The organism is Nocardia sp. NPDC050412 (assembly GCF_044458825.1).
Classification (GTDB): Bacteria; Actinomycetota; Actinomycetes; order Mycobacteriales; family Mycobacteriaceae; genus Nocardia.
Map to the genome: position 1 here is coordinate 113,984 of NZ_JBITIJ010000018.1, position 16,605 is coordinate 130,588.

A 16,605-nucleotide genomic window follows, 5' to 3' on the forward strand; every position below is an offset into this window, starting at 1 on the left:
GTCGACTATCTGCCACCAATGATACGAGTTCGATCAGTGCCGTACCACCTACTCGCCGATAACTAAGCGGTCATGCCCCCGGACCAGCCCGGCGCGGGACGCAATCGAGCCCTGGCATCGACCAGATCTTCCACGTCGTGAAGGAATGCGCCCACCCGCGAATAGAACTCGTCGGCCTGCTGATCATCCACATCGCGATCCAAGCCCGCCTCCAGCGCTGCCCTGATCTCCGAGCGAGCGCTGAAGTAGTCGGTCCACATGACGAATTCGGGCGCGGCGCGCTGCATCAGCACCCAGGCATTGCGCGAGCGCGCCCGCGGCGCGGCATCCGCCCCGGTAAACGCGAGCACGGCACCGGCACCGCGCAGCGCGGCGAGATACGCGGTCCGAAAACGCTCGCGCGGGTCGCTTTCCCCCGCCGCCTGCATGAGCAAGCCGTCCGCCCGCTGCAGCAGCTTGCCCGCCTTGCCGGGTTGCCCCGGGTGTTCGATCCGACCAGACATCAGCCGTCCCTCCGAGTCGCTCACCTGGCCTATCCTGGGCCCGAATGCCGAAGTTCTCAGCACCGCACGGATCGAACAGGTATTCGAACGTTTGAATTGAGATTGAATATAGGGACACCCACCGACAACTTTCCGCGGACCGACGAGAGCCATGACAGCCGTCAAGCCCAAACACATCCCCGCCAACGCCCCTGTCGTCATCGACCTTTCCATCGCGGCGCTGCGCTCCCGGCTGCACGACGCGCTGGCGGTGTACGTCGCGGCAATGGAATATCCGCACGGCACCGAACACCATCGCGCGCCGATGTGGACCGAGCACACCACCCGCGTCGGCTGGCAGGGCGTCGCCGCCGTCGTCCCGGATGATTCCGGGCAGATCGACCTGCGAACCGCGCCGATCGTGGCCATCGCTTACGGCTATCGCGGCGCCGCCCACCAGTGGTGGCACCAGCAGGTGCACAGCGGGATGCGCCGCTCGGGCTGGCCGGAACATTCTGCGCGCGAACTGCTTTCGGACTATTTCGAACTGACCGAGCTGCACGTACATCCGTCGGCGCAGGGGCGCGGCATCGGCGGCGAACTGCTGACACGACTGCTCGCGAATCGCACCGAGAGCGCGGTACTGCTATCCACACCGGAGGTGCACGGCGAGGCCAACCGCGCCTGGAAGCTGTATCGGCGACTCGGATTCACCGATGTGATCCGGAATTTCGTCTTCGCCGGGGATACCAGGCCGTTCGCGATCCTGGGACGGCGGCTGCCGCTGTGAGCGAGCGCGGCGAGTGAACATTGAGCACAGCCGGCCTACCGGTACGACGCAGCCGAGCGCCAGCGAGGCACAGTCGTGACGGTGGCCGTGATCGGGTCGGGCCACAATGCGCTCGTCGCCGCTTGCTATCTGGCGCGTGCCGGGGAACGGGTGGAGGTGCTCGAGCGCGACGAGGTGCTCGGCGGCGCGGTGTCGACGGTCGAACGTTTCCCGGGCCATCTGGTCGATCGCGGATCGTCGGCGCACATCATGGTGCGCCATACCGGGATAATCGAGGAACTGGAGCTGTCGCGCTTCGGGCTGCGCTATGTCGATTGTGATCCTTGGGGTTTCACACCCGCGGGGCCGGATGGTGGTGCGCCGATCGTGTTCCATCGCGACCTCGATCGAACCTGCGCCGGGATCGCGGAGGTCTGTGGGGGCCGGGATGCGGCGGCGTATCGGCGCTTCGTCGAGGTCTGGGGGCCGCGGTCGGCGCGAGTGATGCGCGCGTTCGGCGGTACGCCCACGCCGGGTCGGCTGCTGCGTTCGTTCTGGGGGCTGGACGCGCGCGATGGCGGAAGTGCGTTGTCACGGGAGTTCCTGCAGACCGGTGATGCCCTACTGGACAGCTACTTCGACGATGAACGGCTCAAGGCGTCGCTGGCCTGGTTCGGTGCGCAGTCCGGGCCGCCGATGTCCGAGCCGGGGACCGCACCGATGGTCGGATTCGCCGCACTGATGCATACGTTGCCGCCGGGACGGGCGGTGGGGGGAAGTGGGGCGCTGACAACGGCGCTGGTCGCGCGGCTGCGCGCCGACGGCGGTGTGGTGTCGGCGGGTGATGCGGTCACCGAGCTGCGGCAGGTCGGTAACGGCTGGCAGGTGCGCACAATGTCGGGCCGAAATTTGCATGCGGAAACCGTGATCGCGGGCACCCACGTGCTCACCACGCTGGATCTGCTGCGGGACGGCGGATTCGACGGTGCGGTGCTCGACCAGTGGCAGCGGCGGATCCGGGTCGGGCCCGGTATCGGCATGGTGGTACGACTCGCGACCTCCGCGCTGCCGCAGTATCCCGATAGCTCGACCGCCGAATCCGCCAATGGTCTGCAGTTTCTCGTCTCCGATCGACGGCAGCTGCGCCGGGCGCACGGTGCGGCGCTGGCCGGTGACTTGCCACCGCGTCCGGTAGTGCTGGCCATGAGTTTCAGTGCGCTGGATCCGAGCATCGCCCCGGCAGGTGAGCATCAGCTCTCACTGTGGGCGCAGTGGCATCCGTACGAGTTGGCCGACGGCAGTGACTGGGCCGCGCACGCGAAGTCGGAGGCCGATCGGATCATCGCCGAAGTCGACTCCTACGCACCGGGGTTCGGGGCGAGTGTGCTGCGGCGGTATGTGCAGACACCTGTCGACCTGGAGCGCGAGCTCGGGTTGCGCGGCGGAAATGTGATGCACGTGGAGATGTCGCTGGATCAGATGATGCTGTGGCGGCCGCTGCCGGAGCTGTCCGGGCAGCGGGTACCCGGCGCGCCCGGGTTGTATCTCACCGGGGCTTCGACGCATCCGGGTGGTGGGGTGTCCGGTGCGAGCGGGCGCAGCGCGGCACAGCTGCTGCTGCGCGATCGACAGCGCAACCGGTTTCCCCTGCTGCGCAGGCGATGACGGAGCCGACCGGACCAGTCGTGCCGAAGCCGCGCGAGCAACCCACGCCGAGGACGGAAATCCCTGGTACAGCGAGTCCGGAGACCTCCGGGCGGGCCAATCCCTCCGGGGCAACGGACACCAACACCCAGGCTCCGACGAACCCGGAAACCACCGGAAGACCCGAGCCCGCCAGCCCAACAGATTCCGACGTCAGCGGTGCTGACAAGAACCTGGCAAGTCGGCCCGGCGCGAGTCGGCCTCCGCGGTCGACTGCCGCCTTTCGATGGACGCCGCGGTTGCTAGCGCCGACGGTTCCCGCGGTGCTGCTCGTGCTCGTGCAGATCAGTTATCCGCTTGCCTCGGGCGACGCTCGCGACCTGGTGACCGTGCTGGTCGTGTTGCTGTCGGCGGGGACGGCGGTGGTGCACGCGGTCGCGACGCGCGGCATCAGGTACGCCTCGGGGTTCGTGGTGATTGTCTCGGGGCTCGGGCTGGTTGCCGAAATCGTTGGTACCGCGACGGGGTTCCCATTCGGTTGTTATGAGTATGCCGACGGCAGATTGGGGCCCGCGGTGGCGGCGGTGCCGTTGGTGGTCGCGCTGGCCTGGACCGGTGGGCTGTATCCGGTGTGGATGGTTGCCGGGTTGTTGACTCGACGTTGGGCCGGGCGAGTTGTTTTGACCGCGGTCGGGGCCGTCGGTTGGGATCTGTTCCTCGATCCGCAGATGGTGGCGGACGGACAGTGGACTTGGTGTGCCGCCGGTCGTGGGTTGCCTGGACTCGCCGAGATTCCGTACACCAACTATCTGGGGTGGTTCGCGTTGGCGCTGGTGATGGCCTTGCTGCTGACCGGCTTGGATCGCGTCGTGGGGACGGGAAATGCGAATACGTTTACGCCCGCGGCAGAGCGCCTGCCAACGACAGCGCAGACACCGGCGGCAGCCCCCGATGCGGCGGAGGCCGGAACACTGGCGCTGGAGTTGGGAACGCCTGACCCGACCAGTCCGGAGCCCGAATCCCGAGGTCCGGTATCCCCGATCTCGGCAGACGCGGTGGTGCCGGCGGCGGTGTTCATGTGGACCTGGCTCGGGTCGACGCTCGCGCACGCGGTGTTCCTCGATCTGCCGTATTCGGCCTGGTACGGATGTGTCGGGCTGGGGGTGCTCGGCACACCGCTACTGGTGCGGTCGGTCCTGGCCCGGCGGGGGTGAAGCGATGCGGATACCACCTGTCCGACACTTCGGTCGGCGTGCGTTGCGCCCGTCGCGTGGCAATTCGGGGCGAGCGCCTGGCACGATGTGTGCCGTGCAGCCGAGTCCTCTCACCGCGATGCCCGACACACCGGTTCTACCGCCGCGTTCGCCCCGGCCCGCAGCGCGGGTGGCCGCGGCAGTACTGCTGGCCGCAATGCTGGTGCCCATGCTCGTGGGCTGCCTGCGGGTTCAGGTGTCGATGGGTGTGTCGTCCAATGACCGCGTCTCCGGTCGGATCGTGGCCGCGGTGGTGCCCGCGGACGCCAATGACAAGGGCCCGCAGTTGAAGGCGCCCGATTCGCTGGCCGCGAAGGTGCGGGTCGAGCCGTACAGCCAGGATGGCTATGTCGGCAGCAAGGTGTTCTTCGAGGATCTGTCCTTCGGTGAGGTCGGCCAACTCGGCGCGCTCTCCGATCAGACCCAAGGCATGTTCAACCTGTCGTTCCAGCGCACCGGCGACCTGGTCAGCCTCAATGGCCGGGTCGATCTGAAATCCGTTCCGCCGCACGGTTCGGATGTGCAGTTCACGGTGGCTTTCCCGGCCCGCGTCGCCAAGACCAACGGCAATCGCGAGGACGACTCCACCGTCTCCTGGAAACTGCCGCCCGGCGATGTTTCCACCATGCGCGCCGAGGTCAGCTACGCGGACCCGAATACCCGCTCCTTCGCGGGCTGGGCGGGCATAGTCGGCGGTATCACTCTCGCTGTCGCCGCCATTATCGCCGCCATCGCCTATATGGACCGCAACCCGACGCCGCCCGGCGCACCCGAGAGCGACTTCTCACCGAGCAACCTGTGGCGTTCACTGACCCGCCGCTGACGCGAACCCTGCGTACGGGCGCGGCGATCGCCGCGTGGACGGGCGCGGGTATCGCGCTGTTCGGTTGCGGAACCGCGTTATTCAACCGCGTGACGGTGCGCAGGCTGTCGACCGGACCGAATACGGTGATCGAGCCGGTCACGGTGTGTATCCCGGCTCGCGACGAGGCAGCGCGACTACCCGGGCTGATCGATGATCTCCGCGGTCAAGTGGGTGTGCCGCGACTGCGGGTGCTGATTCTCGACGATGCGTCCTCGGACGGGACCGAAGCGGCTGCGCTCGACGCGATTGCGGGCGATTCGCGCTTCACGGTGTTCCGCTCCGAGGCCGAACCCGCACCCGGATGGACCGGGAAGGCCGCCGCCTGCGCGCGACTCGCCGAGCTGGCCGAGGCCACGGTGCTGGTCTTTCTCGACGCCGATGTACGATTGGCACCGAATGCGATAGCTGCCGCGACCACCGAATTGCGGCGCAGCCGGGCCACATTGTTGTCACCGTGGCCGTACCAAGTGACAGAGTCGCTGGCCGAGGCGCTGGTGCAGCCGCTGCTGTGCTGGTCGTGGGCGGCCAGCCTGCCGATCGCGGCAGCCAATCGCAGCCTGCGCCCCTCGACCGCCGTCGCCTGCGGCCAGTTCCTGGTGTTCGATGCCACCGCCTATCGCGCCATCGGCGGTCACACCGCGGTCGCCGCGAGCCCTACCGAGGACCTGGATATCGCTCGCGCACTACGTCGTTCGGGTCGCCGGACCGCGCTGGTCGTGGCAGGCCCAGCGGCGAGCACCCGAATGTACCGTGGCGCGGCCGAACTGGAGACCGGTTACAACCGCTGGCTGTGGTCCGCCTACGGCGGAACGGCGATCGGCGGCACGGCAGTGGGAGCTGTTGCGACACTGGCCTACTGGGTGCCCCCACTGGCCGCGATCGGCGGTCGAGGCTCCGTACGCACCGCCGGTCTCATCGGCTACGGCGCGGCGGTCGCCAGCCGCCTGCTCGCACGCTCACTGGAACGCGGCACCACGACCCGCACAGACATCCTCGCGGGTCTAGCACACCCGATCTCCATCGACGCCTACCTCCGCCTTTGGACCCGCTCCCGCCACGCCCACCGCACCAACCTCCTGACCTGGAAGTCCCGCCCCCTAACGCCCACCCGCTGATCAAGATCACGTGGAATCTGTGGCGGCATCGCCCGAGAGCCCCCGCCCTCGGGTCCACCTGATCTTGATCCAGCTCAGCGTACTGAGGTGAGTCCGACCGTCGGGAGGAAGAAGCAGGACTTGGTGCCGTTGTCGACGGTTCCGAAGACCGCGGCGAGTATCGTGCCGGATCCGGTGTCGACCGGGACCGCGCGCACCCCGCCGACCGGGAATGCGGCGAAGAGATCCTGGATGGCACGTTCGGCCAGTGGCCTTATCTCGGTCGGGATTTCGGTGGGCACCATCTTGCGGACCACATCGGAGATCGATCCCATGGCGGTGATGCCGCTGCGGCCATTGGCGAGGTTGACCCAGGCGACATTCATGCCCGTGGCATTCGTGCCGTCCGGGCGCAGGCCGTAGGGGACGAAGGTGAACATGACTTGGCCCGCCTTGACGGCGGTCGGGTCGAGCCCCGGAATCGCCACCGTGGTTTTGGGCCACGGGCCGGGCACCGCACCCGCGACCGCGGGGACCAGACCGAGTGAGCCGGTGTCGGAGCAGAACGGCGCGAGCGCCGGGTACAGGAACGGGTCGACACCGAAGGTCCGCAACGCCTCGACGACGTCTCGGTAAGCGGCGAACAAATCACCCGGCGCGGCCTGGGCGGACGGTGCGGTCGCGGCCGGAACGGGTGACGCGGGCATCGGCGCCGGACCCGCGGCGGCGATGCCGGGGCCGGCGAGAGTCAGCGCGACCGTACCGGTCGCGATGGCGGTTAGCGTGGTCAGACGGCGCAGCAGGGTCACGACGGGCCTCCTCATCGTCGGGCACGAATCGAGGTCCGAGACTACTCCGGCAAACCTTCGCAGCAGTGTTTATTTCGACGAGCGACACGTTCGTGCCGCGCGCCGTCGCGGCAACCAGCAGGTGGGCAATCCGGACGGAAAGCACGCGAAGAACGGCGTCCGAAATGCCACGATCCACTGTGCGACCGAGCCAATAGTGCCTGCTCATGGCCATGCAAACAAGGTCTGCGCTCACGCTGATTCGTACCCTTGTGCCGGACTTCGCCTGCTTCGCATGATATTTCGGCTAGACCCATTGACCGACCCGTGCTCGGCGTCGGACACACCATCCAGAGCGACCGAGAGACCTGGCTCGTCGACGTCGCAGCAACCCCCCGGGCAACCGGGTGCGGGTGCTTCCGCCGGGAACGATGGAGGAACCGAAATCATGAGCGCGTCCGTCGCATCCGATCCGGTATCAGATGTACCGATACCGGGTGCCCACGCACCCGATGCCACGGCATCGGGTGCACCCACTGCTACCGTAAGCGCCACTGACGCACCGGCGATCGCCAGGTCCTGGCACCCGTGGCGCTGGGTGGTCAGCGCCATCGCGCTTGTGCTGCTGGCCCAGTTCATCCACGGACTGGCCACCAACCCCGGCTGGGATTGGTCGACATTCGCCAAATACTTCACCGCGAAATCGGTGCTGTCAGCGCTGAAGGTCACCTTGGAGCTGACCCTGTGGGGTACGGCACTGGGATTCCTGATCGGTACGGCATTGGCGATCGCCCGGCTGTCGAATAATCCGGTGCTGCGGGTGATCTCGTGGGTCTACATCTGGGCCTTCCGCTCGATTCCGCTGATCGTGCAGCTGCTGTTCTGGTTCAACATCGCCTACCTGTACCAGACGCTCTCGCTCGGAATCCCGTTCGGCCCTTCCTTTCTCACCTTCGAGGTGAACGGAGTGATCAGCGGCTTCACCGCGGCCGTCATCGGACTCGCACTGCATCAGGCGGCGTATGCGGCCGAGATCATCCGGGCCGGATACATTTCGGTCGATCCCGGGCAGCTGGAAGCAGCTGCGGCGCTGGGTATTCCCCGGGTGCGCCAGTTCCGCACGGTCATCGCCCCGCAGGCCATGCGCTCGATTCTGCCGAATGCGACCAATGAGGTCATCAGCCTGTTCAAGGGCACCTCGATCGTGTCGGTCATGGCGATCGCGGAACTCTTCTACCAGGTCCAGGTGATCTACGGTCGCAACGGCCGGGTAGTGCCACTGCTCATGGTCGCCACCGTTTGGTACATCGTGCTGACCACGATTCTGTCGGTGGTGCAGTTCTATATCGAACGCCACTACGCCAAGGGCGCGCACCGCACGCCGCCACCGACACCGGCGCAGCAGGTGTGGCGCAGGCTGCGCGAGATCGCCGAAATCGGTTCCGCCGCACCGCGCGGGGCGACTCGATGAGCGCGCCGGTGGTCCTGGCTCCTGCGGTAGAGGTGCGCGGGGTGCGTAAGTCCTACGGCAGCACCGAGGTGCTGGCCGGCATCGACCTGACCGTACGAGCCGGCGAGGTGGTCACCGTGATCGGACCGTCCGGCTCCGGCAAGTCGACGCTGCTGCGGGTGGTCAACCACCTGGAGTCGCTGGATGCGGGCACCGTGCATATCGACGGTGAATTGATCGGATATCGGCTGCGCCGCAATAAGTTGCACGCGCTGTCGGACCGCGAAGTGCGCAAGCAGCGCTCGCATATCGGCTTCGTCTTCCAGCAGTTCAATCTCTTCCCGCATCTGACGGTGCTCGACAATGTCACGCTCGCACCGATTTCCGCGCAACGTCGCCCGCGTGCGGAAATCGAGGCCGAGGCGCGGGAATTGCTCGAGCGGGTCGGCATCGGCGAACTGACCGATGCCTATCCGCGGCGGCTGTCCGGCGGACAACAGCAGCGCGTGGCCATCGCGCGGGCATTGGCGCTGCGACCGCCGGTGATCCTCTTCGACGAACCCACCTCCGCACTGGATCCAGAGCTGGTGGGTGAGGTCCTCGACGTGATCCGCGATCTCGCCGATGGTGGGACCGCGCTGGTGATCGTCACCCACGAAATCGGTTTCGCCCGTGAAGTCGCCGACACCGTCGTATTCCTCGACGGCGGCGTGATCGTCGAACAAGGTCCGCCCGCCGCCGTACTCGACAACCCGCAACACCCGCGCACCCGCGCATTTCTGTCCCGAGTCCGTTGAGCGCGGTGCGCGCTCCCCGATGAACAGGTATTCGATGAAGCTCTCTGCCCTGGTCGGCCTGGCCGCCGCGGTCGCCTTGCTGGCCACCGGCTGCGGCACCGATCCGGACGCGGAAAACTCCGCACAGCCCGCCGGTTCGATCACCTTCGACCTCTCCCCCGGCCAGTCCGGCCGGATCCACGCGCCCAAGGTCGACGCCATTGCCGCCGAACTACCGCAGGCCATCCGGGACCGCGGGACGCTGGTCGTCACCGGATCCGGTGGTGCTGCACCGCCATTGCGGTTCTACGCCACCGACGACAAGACCATCGTCGGGTCCGAGGTGGATTTCGCCTCGCTCATCGCCGATATCCTCGGACTGAAACTCGTTGCACAGGTGGCCGATTGGTCGCAGAACTTCGTGCGGGTCGATTCCGGCGAGGCTGATGTATTCATCTCCAACGTCACCGTGACCGAGGAGCGCAAGGAGAAGTACGACTTCGCCACCTACCGCAATGACACCGTCGCGCTGGAGATCCCCAAGCAGAGCAAGCTGGAGTACTCCGATCGTAAGAGCCTGGCGGGCAAGCGGATCGGCGTGGGCAGCGGCACCAACCAGGAGCAGCTGCTGGTCAAGTGGAACGAGCAGAATATCGCCGAGGGCCTGCCCCCGATCGGTATCGCCTACTTCCAGCAGGTCACCGACTATTACCTGGCGCTGGCCTCGCAGCGCCTCGATGGATATATCGGACCGAACCCGTCCGCGATCTATCACAGCACCACCGCGAATCAGACCAAGATCGTCGCGACCTTCTCCGGCGCAGGTGACGCATTGCAGGGCGAGATCGGTGTGCTCACCAAGAAGGACAACGGGCTGATCGGCCCCATCAACAAGGCCATCAACAACGCCATCCAGACGGGCACCTACCAGCAGGTCATCGATCGCTGGGGGTTGCGGACCGAGACCGTGCCGAGTTCGCGGATCAATCCGCCCGGCCTACCGAAGAAGTCGTGATCACATGAAGTTCCTGCTGTTCACCCTCGTCACCCGGGTGCCGGATCCGAATACCGGTCGGCTGCCCGAGACCAGGGAGCGACTGCTCGACGTCATCGCCCAGGCCCGCATCGCCGAGGAACTCGGCTACGACGGATTCGCCGTCGGTGAGCGGCACGAGGATCCGTTCCTCTCGGCCGCGCCGCCGGTGATCCTGTCCCATATCGCCGCGGTCACCTCGCGGATCAGTCTGTTCACCGCCGTCACCACGCTGAGTCTGTTGGATCCGGTGCGTGCGTTCGAGGACTATTCGACGCTGGACAATCTCTCCGGCGGCCGCCTCGAACTGATCATCGGCAAGGGCAACGGTGCGGCGCAGGCGAAGCTGTACCACGTCACCGCCGAGGACCAGTGGGATCGCAATCGCGAAGGCTATGAGCTGTTCCGGGCGCTGTGGGACAGCGACACCGTGACCTGGGCGGGCCGGTTCCGGCCGGAACTGGTCGAGGCCAAGGCGCTGCCGCGGCCCTGGCAACCGCGCATTCGCATCTGGCACGGCAGCGCGACCAGCCGCGATTCGGTGGAACTCGCCGCGCGCCACGGTGATCCGCTGTTCTCGGCGAATGTCACCAATCCGATCGAACCGTATGCCGAACTGGTGCGCCACTATCGGGAGCGCTGGGCGCACTACGGACACGATCCGGCCGAGGCCCTGGTCGGCGCGGGCACTGCGGGATTCCATGTGGCGCGCACGTCACAGGAAGCCCTCGATGTATACCGCCCGATTTTCGAGGCTCGACTGGCATTGGCGCGCAAGCTCGGTCTGCCGATCGTATTCGAGACACTCGACGATTTCGTCGCGCGCAGTTCGGCGCTGGTGGGCAGCCCGCAGCAGGTGATCGACAAGGTCGGTCGCCAGCACGAGGCCTTCGGGCACGAGGTGATCCACCTGTCCGCCGAACGCGACGGCCGCAGCGAGTCGCAACATCACGCCGGCCTCGAACTCTTCCAGGCCGAGGTCGCACCCGAACTGCGCCGACGCATTCCGAGCCGACCACTGGCCACCGCGCCCAACGGCCGCGCCACCGCACGTCGCACCGACTACGACATCGATTCCCGCGGCGAACTCGTCCGCACCGAAACATCTGGAGTACCACAGTGATCCGTTCCCGACACCGAATCGCGGCGGTGGCCGCCGCCGTCACCGCGGCCGCGAGTCTGGCCGCCTGCGGCAGTGATTCGGCCACCGGCGGCGCCGACGCGGGACCGCCACAGCCGGGCGGCACTCTGCGCTACGGCCTCTCTCAGGCGCCGACCTGCTCGGATCCGGCACAGTCCGGTACCAATCAGACGCTGTATGTGACCCGCCAGATCGTGGATTCGCTGACCGATCAGGATCCCAAGACCGGTGAGATCAAGCCGTGGCTGGCCAAGAGCTGGGAGATCTCCCCAGACGCCAAGGTGATCACCTTCCATCTCGCCGACGGTGTCACCTTCAGCGACGGCACCCCGCTCACCGCGGATTCGGTGCGCAACACCTTCGATTCGGTGATCAAACTGGGCGGGGTCAAGGCACCGCTCGGCTCCAGCTACCTCACCAATTACGTCGGCACCACCGCGGTAGACAAGCTGACCGCGCGGGTCGAATTCAGCAAGCCCAATGCCCAGTTCCTGCAGGCGTCCTCGACCGCGCAGCTGGGCATTCAGGGTGATGTCACCACGGCCGAACCCGCCGATCAGCGCTGCCTGGGCGACAATGTCGGCAGCGGACCGTTCACCTACGCGTCCTGGCGCCAGGACGCCTCGGCGACCCTGGCCAAACGTGCCGGATACCGCTGGGGTTCGGCGGTCTTCACCCATCAGGGCGAGGCCTATCTGGACAAGATCGAGTTCACGGTGGTGCCCGAATCCGGAGTCCGCACCGGCAGTCTCATCTCCGGTCAGCTCGACGCCGTCAGCGATGCGCTGCCGCAGGACGCACCGCAGATCGAGGCCGCGAACGGACGGGTGCTGAGCACCGCTAATCCCGGTGTGCCGTTCGGCTTCCAGACCAATGTCACGCGCGGACCGCTGCGCGATGTCGCGGTGCGCCAGGCGCTGCTGCCCGCGATCGACCGCAAACAGCTGGTGGACACCGTACTCGGACCGCAGTTCAAGCCCGCCACCAGTACATTGGCCAGCACTACACCCGGGTATCAAGATCTTTCGGTCCGGCTGAGCTATGACCCGGCCAAGGCGCGCAGCATTCTGGACCAGGCGGGCTGGACGCCGGGCGGTGATGGTATCCGCGCGAAGAATGGTGAGCGCCTGTCCTTCTCGGTGCTGTTCAGTCAGGCGTTCGCGGGCAATCAGGCCATCCTGGAACTGGTGCAGCAGCAGCTGCGCCAGGTGGGTGTCGAGCTGAAGCTGGATCTGGTGTCGGGTCCGGAGAGCACGGCTCGGCAGAACGTCAAGGATTTCGACACCACCTATTACAACACTACCCGTGCCGACGGTGACATCCTGCGCACCTCTTTCAGTGTCGACGGCCGCAATCTCAATGCCCGTGAACGCATCCCGGCGCTGGATGATCTGCTCGACGGTCAGCTGAGTGCCTCGGATACCGCCGCACGCACCGCATTGATCCGCACCGCGCAACAGGCCGTACTCGATGCGGGGCTGTGGATTCCTACCGTCGAACTGTCACAGGCGATCGGTGCGGCGCAGAACGTACAAGAGCTCGAGTTCGAGGCGTCCGCCCGGCTGCAGTTCTTCGACACCTGGTTGAGCGGGCGGTAGTCATGGCTCGGTATGTGGTTGTGCGGGTCCTGCAGGCGATATGGGTGCTGTGGGCGGCCTTCACCATCTCGTTCGTGGTGCTCTACCTGCTACCCGCCGACCCGGTCTCCATCGCGGCCGACGGTGCAGGTGCGGGCACCCCGATCGACAAGGCGGCGATCGCTGAACTGCAGGCCCGCTACGGACTGGATCGTCCACTCTGGGAACAGTATTGGACCGCGCTGACGCACGCACTGACCGGCGACCTCGGCCACTCCATTGCCACCGGCCAGCCGGTCGCCACCGCGCTGGGTGACGCACTGCCCAATACGCTCGGATTGGCGGGTCTGGCACTGCTTTTCGCGGTGCTCGGCGGAGTGAGTGTGGCTTTCGCCGCGACCTATGCTCGCCGCCCGTGGTTGCGTGACGCGCTCAGCTCGCTGCCCTCCCTCGGGGTTTCGGTGCCGACCTTCTGGACCGGACTACTACTGCTGCAACTGTTCTCGTTCCACTGGCGGCTCGCCCCGGCCTTCGGCGGACACGGTTTCAAGGGCACGGTGCTGCCCGCGCTCACTCTCGCGATACCAATCGGGGCGGTGCTGGCCCAAGTGCTCGCCGCTGGGCTGGCGTCGACTTGGCGTCAGCCGTTCGTCGATGTGGCACTGGCCAAAGGGGGCTCGCGCGGGTGGGTGCTGCGCAAGCATGTGCTGCGTCCGGCCAGCGTGCCGACCTTCACCATTGCCGGTGTGCTGGTCGGCAATATGCTCGCCGGTTCCGTAGTGGTGGAGACCGTTTTCGCCCGTCAGGGCGTGGGCCGGCTCACCCAGACCTCGGTACTGGCCCAGGACATTCCGGTGGTGCAGGGCATTGTGCTGCTCACCTCGACGGTCTTCGTCACCGTGAATCTGGCCGTTGACCTGCTGTATCCACTGCTCGACCCGCGCATCGCCGGTCGATCCCGCCGTGCGGCAACCGATTCCGAGACCGACTCGAATGAAATCCCGGAAGAGGTGGTCGTCCGTGCCTGAGCTATCCCTCGACGCGGCGCGCGATAACGCCGTACTCGCACTGACGCCCGGGCACCTCATCAGCGGCTATGGCTTCGCGCCGAGGCCCGATCTGCGACAGCGGGTGACCGACCATGGTTGATGTCGCCGATGAGTCGCGCCGGGTCGCACTGCCCGGACTGCGCCGGCCAGCACTGCAGTGGAAGTCGTTGCGCGGCAATGTCGTAGTGATTCTGTCCGGTGCCGTCGCGGTGCTGGCGCTCGGCTGGGCGCTGTTCCCTTCGGTTTTCGCCAGTGGTGACCCGCTGACCGGAGTGCCCGCGCAGAAGTTCCAGGGGCCCAGTGCCCGACACTGGTTCGGCACCGACAATCTCGGGCGCGATCTGTATACCCGGATGGTGCACGGCGCAGGACTCTCGCTCACCGCAACCCTGTCCGCGGTCGCCATCGCCCTGATCGCCGGATCGATACTCGGGCTGCTGTCGGGATCGATCGGCGGCTCGGTCGACACCGTCATCATGCGGTTCGTCGATGTGCTGCTATCGATTCCGTCGCTGCTGCTGTCCCTTGCGCTGGTCACCGCGCTCGGCTTCGGCACCCGCAATGTGGCCATCGCGGTTGGCGTTTCGCTGATCGCCAACTTCGCGCGGGTCATGCGCTCGGAGGTGCTTCGAGTGCGACAGGCACCGTATGTGGAGGCGGCGCACGCTGGCGGGGTCCGCTGGTACACGGTGCTGGCCAGGCACGTCCTGCCGAACTCGTATCAGCCGGTACTCGCCTTGGCCGCGGTCGAATTCGGTATGGCGGTGCTATCGGTCTCGGCGCTGAGCTTCCTCGGCTACGGCGCGAAACCCCCCACCCCCGAATGGGGCTCACTGATTTCAGAGGGACGCAATTTCCTCGCCACGGCATGGTGGATGACCACCCTGCCCGGCCTGGTGATCATCGTCGTCGTCCTCTCCGCACAACGTCTCGGCCGCGCCGTAGGAAGGAGTCACAGCGCATGAGTAAGCGCAGCACGTCCGCCGATCCGACGGACGGCACGCCGCAAGTCCGCGACGTCACGAATGGACCGAATGGGTCCGCAGCGGCACTGTTGCGCATCGACGGCCTGCACGTGCGCTACGCCTCCGACAGCGGCGACGTCGCCGCACTCAGCGGCGTATCCCTCACCGTCGTACGCGGCGAGGTTGTCGCGCTGGTCGGTGAATCCGGTTCCGGTAAGTCGACTCTCGCGCAATCGGTGATCGGATTGCTCGGCCCCAATGCCGAGATCACCGGCGGGACCATCACCTTCGACGGGGAGACGGTGGATACCGGATCCGAGCGGGCGCTGCGACGGATTCGCGGTGCGCGGATCGGATTCGTACCGCAGGATCCAGGACTTTCGCTGAATCCTGTGCGGCGCGTGGGTGATCAGGTCGCCGAAGCGCTGCTCGTGCACGGACTCGCCGATCGTCGCGATGCGGCCACGCGAGCGATCGAATTGCTCTCGGATGCCGGACTGGACGTGCCGGAGTTGCGGGCGGCGCAATATCCGCACGAACTGTCCGGTGGCCAGCGGCAGCGGGTGCTGATCGCGGCGGCGATCATCGCCGGACCGGATCTGGTGATCGCCGACGAGCCGACCAGTGCGCTCGACGCCACGGTAGCGCGACGGGTACTCGACAAACTCGCCGCGCAGACGGCGGCGCGCGGCACAGCGGTACTGCTGATCACCCACGATCTCGCGATCGCCGCCGAGCGGGCCGATCGGATCATTGTGCTGAGCGGCGGGGAGATCGTCGAAACCGGTCCAACCGCGACGGTGCTCACCGAACCACGTCATCCGTACACGAAGCGCCTGCTCGCCGCCTCACCGAGCCTGGCCCCGTTCGACGGGTTCCGCACACCGCGCACGAGCGCCGGTCCGCCGTTGCTCACCGTGCGGGATGTGCACAAGCGCTTCCGCGCACCGGCCGGTGGTTCGGTCACCGCGGTGGCGGGCGTCGGATTCGAACTCGGTCGCGGCGAAACCCTCTCGCTGGTCGGCGAATCCGGCTCCGGCAAGTCGACTACGGCGCGAATCGCCTTGCGGCTCACCGAACCGGACAGCGGCGCGATTACGTTCGACGGGCAGGACATGACCGCGGTGAAAGGTGGACGGTTGCGCGACCTGCGCCAGCGCTTCCAGGTGGTCTACCAAAATCCCTACGGCTCACTGGATCCGCGCTGGCGAGTCGGCTCGATCATCGAGGAACCGCTGCGGGCCTATGCCGTCGGCGATCGCAAGGCCAGACAGGAGCGGGTGCGTGAACTGCTCGGCCAGGTCGCGCTGCCGGAGAACTTCGCACAGCGCCGCCCGGCGGAACTGTCCGGCGGACAACGCCAACGCGTCGCCATCGCCCGCGCGCTGGCCCTGCACCCGGACCTGCTCGTACTGGACGAACCGGTCTCGGCTCTCGACGCCTCCGTCCAGGCCCAGATCCTGGAACTGCTGGACCGCCTGCAAACCGAACTCGGACTGAGCTACCTGTTCATCTCCCACGACCTCGCCGTGGTGCGCCGCATCAGCGACCGCGTCGCGGTCATGCGCGACGGTCGCATTGTCGAATCCGGCTCCACCGCCGACATTTTCGACAACCCGCAGCACGAGTACACCCGCGAACTGCTGTCGGCCATTCCCACACCGCACGTCGCCACACCGGGGGCGGCCTGATGACCGGCACCCGACTACGCCATCCCCA

16 protein-coding genes and 1 riboswitch are annotated in these 16,605 nt (G+C 66.8%); of the genes, 14 read left to right on the top strand and 2 right to left on the bottom strand.

From position 1 onward, the window contains the following. Window positions 1-62 precede the first annotated feature (62 nt). Window positions 63-503, bottom strand: coding sequence for an SAV_6107 family HEPN domain-containing protein (locus ACIBI6_RS35350; protein WP_396959331.1), 441 nt, complete (start codon window positions 501-503; stop codon window positions 63-65). 151 nt (window positions 504-654) lie between these two features. On the opposite strand from ACIBI6_RS35350, the gene ACIBI6_RS35355 reads away from it, so the two are divergent. The 5 genes from ACIBI6_RS35355 to ACIBI6_RS35375 all read left to right on the top strand — a co-directional run bounded on the left by ACIBI6_RS35355 (window position 655) and on the right by ACIBI6_RS35375 (window position 6,128). Further along, a complete protein-coding gene (locus ACIBI6_RS35355; protein WP_364353259.1) occupies window positions 655-1,272 on the top strand; it encodes an N-acetyltransferase in 618 nt (205 codons plus the stop codon). A 75-nt stretch (window positions 1,273-1,347) separates the two neighbouring features. Then, window positions 1,348-2,916 carry a phytoene desaturase family protein gene (locus ACIBI6_RS35360; RefSeq protein WP_396959272.1) on the top strand — a complete coding sequence of 523 codons (1,569 nt, stop codon included), beginning with the start codon at window positions 1,348-1,350 and terminating at the stop codon, window positions 2,914-2,916. A 302-nt stretch (window positions 2,917-3,218) separates the two neighbouring features. After that, window positions 3,219-4,109, top strand: a complete 891-nt coding sequence (locus ACIBI6_RS35365) for a carotenoid biosynthesis protein (protein ID WP_396959274.1) — start codon at window positions 3,219-3,221, stop codon at window positions 4,107-4,109. 85 nt (window positions 4,110-4,194) lie between these two features. Then, complete coding sequence (locus tag ACIBI6_RS35370; RefSeq protein ID WP_396959276.1) at window positions 4,195-4,971, top strand: LppM family (lipo)protein; 777 nt, start codon at window positions 4,195-4,197, stop codon at window positions 4,969-4,971. Next, window positions 4,947-6,128 carry a glycosyltransferase gene (locus ACIBI6_RS35375; RefSeq protein WP_396959278.1) on the top strand — a complete coding sequence of 394 codons (1,182 nt, stop codon included), beginning with the start codon at window positions 4,947-4,949 and terminating at the stop codon, window positions 6,126-6,128. The genes ACIBI6_RS35370 and ACIBI6_RS35375 overlap by 25 nt, the downstream gene beginning before the upstream one ends. A 74-nt stretch (window positions 6,129-6,202) precedes the next feature. Here ACIBI6_RS35375 and ACIBI6_RS35380 read toward each other — a convergent pair whose 3' ends face one another. Further along, window positions 6,203-6,916 (bottom strand): hypothetical protein, encoded by a 714-nt coding sequence (locus ACIBI6_RS35380; RefSeq protein ID WP_396959280.1) that lies wholly within the window; start codon window positions 6,914-6,916, stop codon window positions 6,203-6,205. A gap of 322 nt (window positions 6,917-7,238) precedes the next feature. Further along, window positions 7,239-7,333: riboswitch (SAM riboswitch) on the top strand. Between the two features lie 10 nt (window positions 7,334-7,343). Between ACIBI6_RS35380 and ACIBI6_RS35385 the strand changes: the two genes are divergently transcribed. From ACIBI6_RS35385 to ACIBI6_RS35425, 9 genes are read left to right on the top strand one after another with little or no spacing between them, the layout of a single operon-like run. After that, window positions 7,344-8,366 (top strand): amino acid ABC transporter permease, encoded by a 1,023-nt coding sequence (locus ACIBI6_RS35385; RefSeq protein ID WP_396959282.1) that lies wholly within the window; start codon window positions 7,344-7,346, stop codon window positions 8,364-8,366. Next, window positions 8,363-9,142 carry an amino acid ABC transporter ATP-binding protein gene (locus ACIBI6_RS35390; protein WP_396959284.1) on the top strand — a complete coding sequence of 260 codons (780 nt, stop codon included), beginning with the start codon at window positions 8,363-8,365 and terminating at the stop codon, window positions 9,140-9,142. Before ACIBI6_RS35385 ends, ACIBI6_RS35390 begins: the two co-directional genes overlap by 4 nt. Before the next feature lie 19 nt (window positions 9,143-9,161). After that, complete coding sequence (locus ACIBI6_RS35395; protein ID WP_396959286.1) at window positions 9,162-10,136, top strand: ABC transporter substrate-binding protein; 975 nt, start codon at window positions 9,162-9,164, stop codon at window positions 10,134-10,136. 4 nt (window positions 10,137-10,140) lie between these two features. After that, window positions 10,141-11,277: an LLM class flavin-dependent oxidoreductase gene (locus ACIBI6_RS35400; RefSeq protein WP_396959288.1), complete on the top strand. Its 1,137-nt coding sequence runs from the start codon at window positions 10,141-10,143 to the stop codon at window positions 11,275-11,277. Continuing rightward, a complete protein-coding gene (locus ACIBI6_RS35405) occupies window positions 11,274-12,893 on the top strand; it encodes an ABC transporter substrate-binding protein (RefSeq protein WP_396959290.1) in 1,620 nt (539 codons plus the stop codon). The genes ACIBI6_RS35400 and ACIBI6_RS35405 overlap by 4 nt, the downstream gene beginning before the upstream one ends. 2 nt (window positions 12,894-12,895) lie before the next feature. After that, window positions 12,896-13,900 (top strand): ABC transporter permease, encoded by a 1,005-nt coding sequence (locus ACIBI6_RS35410; protein ID WP_364353283.1) that lies wholly within the window; start codon window positions 12,896-12,898, stop codon window positions 13,898-13,900. Continuing rightward, the gene (locus tag ACIBI6_RS35415; RefSeq protein WP_396959293.1) at window positions 13,893-14,021 is read left to right on the top strand and encodes a hypothetical protein; all 129 of its coding nucleotides are present in this window, start codon (window positions 13,893-13,895) and stop codon (window positions 14,019-14,021) included. Before ACIBI6_RS35410 ends, ACIBI6_RS35415 begins: the two co-directional genes overlap by 8 nt. Then, window positions 14,014-14,886 carry an ABC transporter permease gene (locus ACIBI6_RS35420; RefSeq protein WP_364353289.1) on the top strand — a complete coding sequence of 291 codons (873 nt, stop codon included), beginning with the start codon at window positions 14,014-14,016 and terminating at the stop codon, window positions 14,884-14,886. The genes ACIBI6_RS35415 and ACIBI6_RS35420 overlap by 8 nt, the downstream gene beginning before the upstream one ends. Beyond that, window positions 14,883-16,577, top strand: a complete 1,695-nt coding sequence (locus ACIBI6_RS35425; RefSeq protein WP_364353292.1) for an ABC transporter ATP-binding protein — start codon at window positions 14,883-14,885, stop codon at window positions 16,575-16,577. The genes ACIBI6_RS35420 and ACIBI6_RS35425 overlap by 4 nt, the downstream gene beginning before the upstream one ends. Window positions 16,578-16,605 lie beyond the last annotated feature (28 nt).